Origin of the sequence: Streptomyces sp. NPDC002265 (assembly GCF_040296125.1) — a bacterium.
GTDB lineage: Bacteria > Actinomycetota > Actinomycetes > Streptomycetales > Streptomycetaceae > Streptomyces.
Window position 1 is genome coordinate 1 of the sequence record NZ_JBEOWS010000432.1, and the last position, 7,112, is coordinate 7,112.

Consider the following 7,112-nt stretch of genomic DNA (forward strand, 5'->3'; position numbering starts at 1 on the left):
AGGGCGGCAGCGGCCGCCTGGTAGGCGGCCGGGTCGGTGAAGCGGAGCCGGATGTGCCCGCCGGGGATGAGCCGCTTCAGCTCGTCGGCGCTTCCCTCGGCGGCGATCCTGCCGTTGCTCAGGACGGCGATGCGGTCGGCGAGTTCGTCGGCCTCCTCCAGGTACTGGGTGGTGAGGAGGACGGTGATGCCGCCGCTGACCAGCTCGCGGATGATCTGCCACATGTTGTGGCGGGCCCGCGGGTCCAGGCCGGTGGTCGGCTCGTCGAGGAAGATGATCCGCGGGCTGCCGACCAGGGTCATGGCGATGTCGAGGCGGCGCTTCATGCCGCCGGAGTAGGTGGAGGCCGGCTTCTTGGCCGCCTCCACCAGGTCGAAGCGTTCGAGGAGTTCGGCCGTGACGCGCTGTCCCTCGCGCCGGGACAGGTGGTGCAGGTCGGCCATGAGGAGCATGTTCTCCTCGCCGGTGATCAGTCCGTCTACGGCGGAGAACTGTCCGGTGACGCCGATCGCGGCACGTACGGCCTGCGGATCGGTGGCCGGGTCGTGGCCGCCGACCCTGATCTCCCCGGAGCCGGGGCCGGGGGAGATCAGGGTGGAGAGGATGTTGACGGTGGTGGTCTTGCCTGCGCCGTTCGGGCCGAGCAGGGAGAAGACCGTTCCTTCGGGGACGTTCAGATCGATGCCGTCGAGGACGGTCTTGTCTCCGTAAGCCTTGCGCAGCCCGTGTGCCGCGATGGCCAAGCCGGTCATGAGTGGATGCTCCTTCTGGGGCTGCGAGTCGACGGTCAAGGGTCAGAGGCTGCGGGCGGTGATGTCGCCCTGGGAGGTGGTCGCGTGGATGTGGAGCTCGGTGGCGCCGTCGTTCTTGAGGTCGTTGCTGACGCGGCCGTGCGAGGTGCCGGCGTCCAGGGCGGCCGAGACCCCCGAGGCGGCGCCGACCGAGATGTCGCCCTGCTGGGTGCGGAGTTCGACCTTGCCGCGGACGGCCTCGGTGATCCGGATGTCGCCCCGCATGGTGCTGACCCGGGCGGGGCCGCTCAGCCGGCCGACCTCGACGTCGCCGTCGGTCGCGGTGAGGTCGAGGCTCGCGGCCTCGTCGATCTTGATCTGCTGGTAGGCGCCCTCGAAGACGACGTCACCGACGCGTCCCACCACCCGGAACTCGGTGGCGGCCGCCTTGGCCTCGACGCGGGAGCCGGCGGGCAGCTGGACGGTCGCCGCGACGGCACCGGAGGAGCCGAGCAACGAGTTCCCTGCCGGAACCTCGATCCGCAGGACCCCGTCGGCGTGGACGACCGTGGTCTGCTCCGCCGCCTTCACGTCACGGTTCTTGGAGGGGTCCGCGGGCCGGATCTCGACCGCGGTGTCGGTCCGGTCGGCGGCGATGATCTGGATGCGGCCCGCGGGGATGTCGAACACGGCGGAGATCGGGGCGGGGGTGTCGAACTTCTGCATCGTTCTCTCCTTGCGAGTCGTTGTTTCTGACATTGGAAAAGCTACGTTGCATTCATAGGTCTGGCAACCATGACGTTGCATCAAATCGCTCTTATTGCTGGTGAGTGGCGGGAATTTGTTGCAACGACTCTGAACGTAATGCAACAGCGCCTCTTGGCAAGTGTTGCAATGGACTGAGCGTGAACGCTATGGTGGCGGCATCACGGGAACATGAAGGAGATGGCGATGCCGGGAGGCAGACTCACCCAGAAGGACCGTCAGCAGATCGCGCTGGGGCTGGCCGACAACCTTCCGTACGCGGAGATCGCCCGCCGTCTGGAGCGTCCGACCTCGACGATCACGCGTGAGGTGATGCGCAACGGCGGCCCCACCGGCTACCGCGCGGACCTGGCCCACCGCGCCACCGAACGACGGACCCAACGGCGCAGGCCCGCCACCGCCCAGGGGGTGAAGCCGGCAGCGCTGCCGCACGGACGCGACCCGGTGGCCGTGGCCGAGTACGAGGAGCAGTTCACCACCGTCATGATGCAGTCGGGCCTGACCAAGATGATGGCGCGCGTGATGGTCAGCCTCCTGATCTCCGACACCGGCAGCCTGACCGCGGCCGAACTGGTCCAGCGCCTCCGGGTCAGCCCGGCGTCCGTCTCCAAGTCGATCGCCTTCCTGGAGAGTCAGGCCCTCGTCCGCAGGGAGCGCGACGAACGCCGTCGCGAGCGCTACGTCGTCGACGAGGACCTCTGGTACCAGTCGATGATCGCCAGCGTCCGCTCCCTCACCCAGCAGGTAGAACTGGCGCGGCAGGGCGCGGGCGTGCTCGGCGCGGGCACCCCGGCCGCCGTCCGACTGGAGAACGTCGCCCGCTTCCTCGACTTCGTCGCCGAGAACCTCGCCCGCGCCGCGGAACAGGCCCGCGACATCCTCTCCACGAAGGCCGAGCCGGCCGTGGACGACACGGATGACACCGATTTCTGACGCGGCTCGGCGTCACATGCCCTGGCAGGCCCTGGCCTTGAACTCCGCTGTGGGCACGGTCATGGCGGATTCGTCGCCGCTGTCCGAGACGGCCTCGTAACGCACCCGTCCCGGGGCGAGGCGGTCCCGGTCGGCCAGGGTGAAGGAGACGCTGCTCGACGACGACGTGTTGTCCTCGGTCCATCCGTAGAGGGTGTACGTGGTCCCCGTGGTGAGCGGCGCGAGGGGCTTCGTCGCGGTCCAGCCCGCAGGGGGAGCGTCGAGGGCCCAGGTGGTCAGGCCGGCGGTGAGGCGCCTGCCGGCGGTCCATTCACCCACCGTCACCTGTCTGTCGGCGTCGGCGCCGTCCACGTACAGGGTCGCGCCGTCGAGCCGATGCCCGCAGACCATCATCACGCCGAGGAGACGGCCGTCGGCGGTGACGGAGACACCGGCGACGGCATCGATGGGGACCGTGCATCCCGATGTCGCAGCGAGGGCCGTGCCGACCGTGACGGAAGCGGCGAGACGCCGGAACGCCGGCCCTGACATCACCGACCACATGCTGAGCCCCCCGCCCGGGGGCGCGCAGGGCCCCTGTCCCTTGATGGTAGGGGGCGAGTGGTGTGGGTCCGGGGTCCTGCGCCCACCCGTTGCGCGCTCGTTGCCGCCCTGTGGCCGCCCGGCCGACCCGCCGCCCGGCCGCTGGGCCGGGTCGGCCCGGCAGGGCCCGCCCCGGGCAGGCTCCTTCTGCCGACCCGGGCCCCGCGCCGCCGCCGACTGCCCCCGCGCCCGTACCCGTACCCGCCACCGGCGCCCTGCCCCTGCTCCCGCCACCGGCGCCCTGCCCCTGCTCCCGCCATCGGCGCCCTGCCCCTGCTCCCGCCATCGGCGCCCTGCCCCTGCTCCCGCCACCGGCGCCCTGCCCCTGCTCCCGCCACCGGCGCAGTGCCCCCGTTCCCGCCGTGTTCCCGCGGGCAGTGCACGGCGCCGAGAGCGGTCCATCACTCCGTGCGCAACGCCGTGGCCGTACGGACCCTGGACGCCCAGCCCGCCGGAGCCGTCGCGCCCACCAGGGCGACGACCAGCCCGGCGAGGCCCAGCAGCACCAGTTGCGGGGTGTCGTACACGTCGAGGACCGACGGTGGCAGGCGGGTGCCCGCGGACTGTCCCATGACCGGCAGCACATAGCCGTGCAGCGCGAACCCGGCCGGGACGCCGATCAGCCCGCCGACCACACCGATCCCGGCCACCGAGGCGAGCACGAGACTCACGGTCTGCCGCGGGGACATGCCCAGCGCCTTGCACACCCCCAGGTCGTGGACGCGCTCGCGGGTGTCGAGGACGACGGAGTTGAGCACGCCGAGACCCGCCACGGAGACCAGCATCAAGGTGAGGAGCGCGGCCATGGCCTCCAGCAGGACGATCATGTTCTCGCCCTCCGGGGCGGATTCGGCGAAGGCGTCGCCACCCAGCGGCTTGACCACCCCGGCGAGCTTCTGCGCGTAATCGGCCGGAGAAACACCCGACTTGACCTCGATGTGGAAGGCCTCCGGCTTCGCCTTGGCGAAGCTGTCGAGATCCGCGTGGACGTTCATGCCGTCGTCCGAGGTGTCGAAGGCCTCGCCGACGATCCGCAGGCTCACGGTCTCCTTCCGGAACGTCACCCGCACGCTGTCGCCGATCTCGGTGCCGGTCCGCTCCAGGAAGGTGGTGGGCACCACGACCTGACCCCGCCCGTCGAGCCAGTGGCCCGCGATCATCTCGTAGGCACCGGAGCGGGAATCACCCTGGTAGAGGGTGGCCCGGACGGTGCCGGAGACCCCGGCAACCGTGGCGTCGCCCGCCGTCGTGCCGAAGTACGAGGCGGTGCCGGGCTGCTTCGCGATCGCGGCACGCACGGCGGCCGGATCGGCCGACGGCTGCTGCTCGTTCGACCCCGGGGCGGCGGGCGCGCGCTCGGCACCGGCCGCGGGCGCCTTCTGCACCCGGCCGGGGCCGGGGCCCGGACCGCCTGCCCCGGTGACGGCGGTGACATCGGCGCGGTCCTCGGGATCCTGCGCGCTCGCCACCGCGTTGAGGGACTGCGTCAGTCCCACCGCGAACGTCGCGGCCACGGTCCCGAAGGTCACCGCCAGCATCATGGCGATCGCCCGCACGGGATGCGCGAAGGGACTCGCGAGGCCGTACGTCACCGGGCGTGGCAGCGGGAGCCGTCCCGCGGCCCGATGCGCCCACTGTCCGCGCGTGGTGCGCGGCGCCCTGCCGACGGCGATGGCCTCGACCGTGGGCAGCCGCCCGGCCCGCAGCGCGGGTACCAGCGCCGCGACCGCGACCACGAGCAGCGCACCGGCCGGCACCACGACGTCCACCCACCAGGCCACCGACAGCGACACGGTGCCGTACACGGACTCGGTGTCGTTCAGCAGCGGCACGGCCAGCAGGTTGCCGAGGACGACACCCAGGGCGATACCGGCCGCGGCGGGGATCAACGCCTGGGCCACATAGGCCCGTACGACCTCGCGTGGGGTGAATCCGATGGCCTTGAGGATGCCGATCCGGCGCAGGCTGGTGCCCACGGCGCCGCTGATCACGCTGCCGACGATGATCACCGACATGACGATGCCGAGCACGCCGAACGCGAACAGGAACGGGATCGTCGCCGCCGCGCCCTGATTGGCGGAGTGTTTGGTGTCCAGCCACGACTGGGTGCCGACCAGCGCCCCGGAGGGCAAGGCGGCCGCGAGCCGCTTGCGGTCGGCGGTGATCTGCGCCTTCGTGGCCGCGGAGTCGAAGCGGTAGAGCATCTGGTTCGTGAGGACGCTCTCCCCGGTGGCGAGGGACCTGACCTGAGCGGGGGTCGCCCACATCTCGGCGCTCCCACTGGCCGACAGCGCGAAGCCCACGACGGTCAGCGTCTGCGCGTCCGCGGAGTCGGAACTCTTCAGCGTCTCACCGAGCGGCAGGAACTCGCCGGCGAACGAGGCGGACAGGACGACCTCACCGGACTTGCGTGCCCATCGGCCCGACTTCAGATCCAGTGCGTCCACGTCCTTGCCCGGCCCCGACCGTCCCACCAGCGTCAGCGCGGGCAGGTGTCCGCCGTCCGGCCCGACCGGATTGACCGTCGTGGACGGGAACGGTCCCGCGCTCGCCGTGACCCCCGCCAGCCGGCGGGTGCTCGCGAGCTGCGCCGCGCTCACCCGGTCCGGATCGAGCGACGCGGTCAGGTGGGCCCCGTGCTGGCGCGCGAAGGCATGGTCGAAGGGCGCGTTCGTGGCGACCAGCAAGGACCCGGCGACCACGGCCGAGGCGACCGCCATCATCGTGGCCACGGCGATCACCAGTGTCTGGACGCGGCGTCTGCCGACCCCGGAGCGTACGACCCGCCCGAGGGCACCGCTGCCGAACCGGATCATCGGACGGCCTCCGCGTGCGTGTCGACGGCGACATGACCGTCGACCAGATGGACCGTGCGGGTCGCACACGCCCGGGCCAGCTCCAGATCGTGCGTGACCAGGACGACGGTCTGCCCGCCGCGGTGCAGATCCACGAGCAGTTCCCGTACGTCCTGCCCCGACGCGGTGTCCAGCGCGCCGGTCGGCTCGTCGGCGAGCAGCAGGGCGGGCTTGTTCACCAAGGCCCTTGCCACGGCGACCCGTTGGCGTTCACCGCCGGACAGCCGCCCCGGATAGGCGCGGGCGTGCTTCTGGATTCCCAGCACCTCCATCAGCTCTCCGGCACGGGACGCCGCCGCCCGCCGGGCCGTCCCGGTCAGCTGGGCGGGAAGCTGGATGTTGTCGGCGACGGTGAGGTCGTCGAGCAGGTTGAAGAACTGGAAGACCATGCCGATCCGCTCGCGGCGGAACCGGGCCAGCGCGTGCTCGCCCATCCGGTCGATGCGCTGTCCGGCCACGGTCACGGTGCCCTCGCTGGGCCGGTCGAGACCGGCGATGAGATTGAGCAGCGTGGACTTGCCGCTGCCGGACGGCCCCGTCACGGCCAGGGCCTCGCCCTGGGCCACGCCGAGATCGACCGGTCCCAGCGACGGGGCGTCGGCGCCGCCGTACCGCTTGGCCACGCCCTCCAGTTCGATCACGTGAGTCATGGGTGTGTCCGTCCTTCGTGGTCGGGGAGCCGATGCCCTGTGCGGGCCCGGCGAACGTACGGGCGGGCGCCGTGGCGGCGCGTCGGCCGTGGCACCGACATAGGGCCCTCCCCGCGGAGGATCCGGCGGCGGGGTCATCCTCGAGGAGTACGCCCGGCGGACAGAAGCGCTGGTCACAGAGGCGGACGCCGGCCTTGGGCACGGGCCGCACAATGTACGGGTGATGGAGACGGAGGACCCGTACGAGCGGTCGGGCGGTGCGCCGCGGGCGGACAGCCGGCGGGCGCGGGTCGGCGACCTGCTGCGCCCCGGCACCTGGTGGGCGCATGTCCGCGACGCGATGGGGCCGGAGGGCGAGCCCGCCCCGCTGACCCGGCGGGCGGTGCGCCTGGACGTGGTGCTGGCACTCGTGCTGACCGTCGTCGCGCTGGTCGTGGCGACGCGCTATCCCGGCGACGGGCCGGTACGGATCAGCTCCAGGGCCGTCGTCGAGGGCCGGGCGGTGCTTCCGTCCCCACCGGCCGTGCCCGGGCCCGGCTACCGGCCCGAGGCCGGGTTCGCGTCGGAGCCGGCGGCGCCGCCCTGGGGTCTGGTCG

6 protein-coding genes and 1 pseudogene are annotated in these 7,112 nt (G+C 72.1%); 2 read left to right on the top strand and 5 right to left on the bottom strand.

The window, feature by feature from the left end:
• Both ABT085_RS41510 and ABT085_RS41515 read right to left on the bottom strand, forming a co-directional pair.
• Positions 1-752 (bottom strand): ABC transporter ATP-binding protein (locus tag ABT085_RS41510; protein WP_351620808.1); only part of this gene is annotated, 752 nt, incomplete at its 3' end.
• 42 nt (positions 753-794) lie between these two features.
• Entirely contained in the window at positions 795-1,457 is a 663-nt protein-coding gene (locus ABT085_RS41515) for a DUF4097 family beta strand repeat-containing protein (RefSeq protein ID WP_351620810.1), read from the bottom strand.
• Between the two features lie 225 nt (positions 1,458-1,682).
• Between ABT085_RS41515 and ABT085_RS41520 the strand changes: the two genes are divergently transcribed.
• Positions 1,683-2,429: a helix-turn-helix domain-containing protein gene (locus tag ABT085_RS41520; protein ID WP_351620813.1), complete on the top strand. Its 747-nt coding sequence runs from the start codon at positions 1,683-1,685 to the stop codon at positions 2,427-2,429.
• Between the two features lie 12 nt (positions 2,430-2,441).
• Here the strand turns inward: ABT085_RS41520 and ABT085_RS41525 are convergent, their stop codons facing one another.
• The 3 genes from ABT085_RS41525 to ABT085_RS41535 all read right to left on the bottom strand — a co-directional run bounded on the left by ABT085_RS41525 (position 2,442) and on the right by ABT085_RS41535 (position 6,516).
• Positions 2,442-2,960: a hypothetical protein gene (locus ABT085_RS41525; RefSeq protein ID WP_351620821.1), complete on the bottom strand. Its 519-nt coding sequence runs from the start codon at positions 2,958-2,960 to the stop codon at positions 2,442-2,444.
• A 452-nt stretch (positions 2,961-3,412) separates the two neighbouring features.
• Positions 3,413-5,827: an ABC transporter permease gene (locus ABT085_RS41530; RefSeq protein WP_351620815.1), complete on the bottom strand. Its 2,415-nt coding sequence runs from the start codon at positions 5,825-5,827 to the stop codon at positions 3,413-3,415.
• Complete coding sequence (locus ABT085_RS41535; RefSeq protein WP_351620818.1) at positions 5,824-6,516, bottom strand: ABC transporter ATP-binding protein; 693 nt, start codon at positions 6,514-6,516, stop codon at positions 5,824-5,826. Before ABT085_RS41535 ends, ABT085_RS41530 begins: the two co-directional genes overlap by 4 nt.
• A gap of 220 nt (positions 6,517-6,736) precedes the next feature.
• Here ABT085_RS41535 and ABT085_RS41540 point away from each other — a divergent pair.
• Positions 6,737-7,112, top strand: a pseudogene (locus tag ABT085_RS41540) (hypothetical protein); the annotation flags it as partial.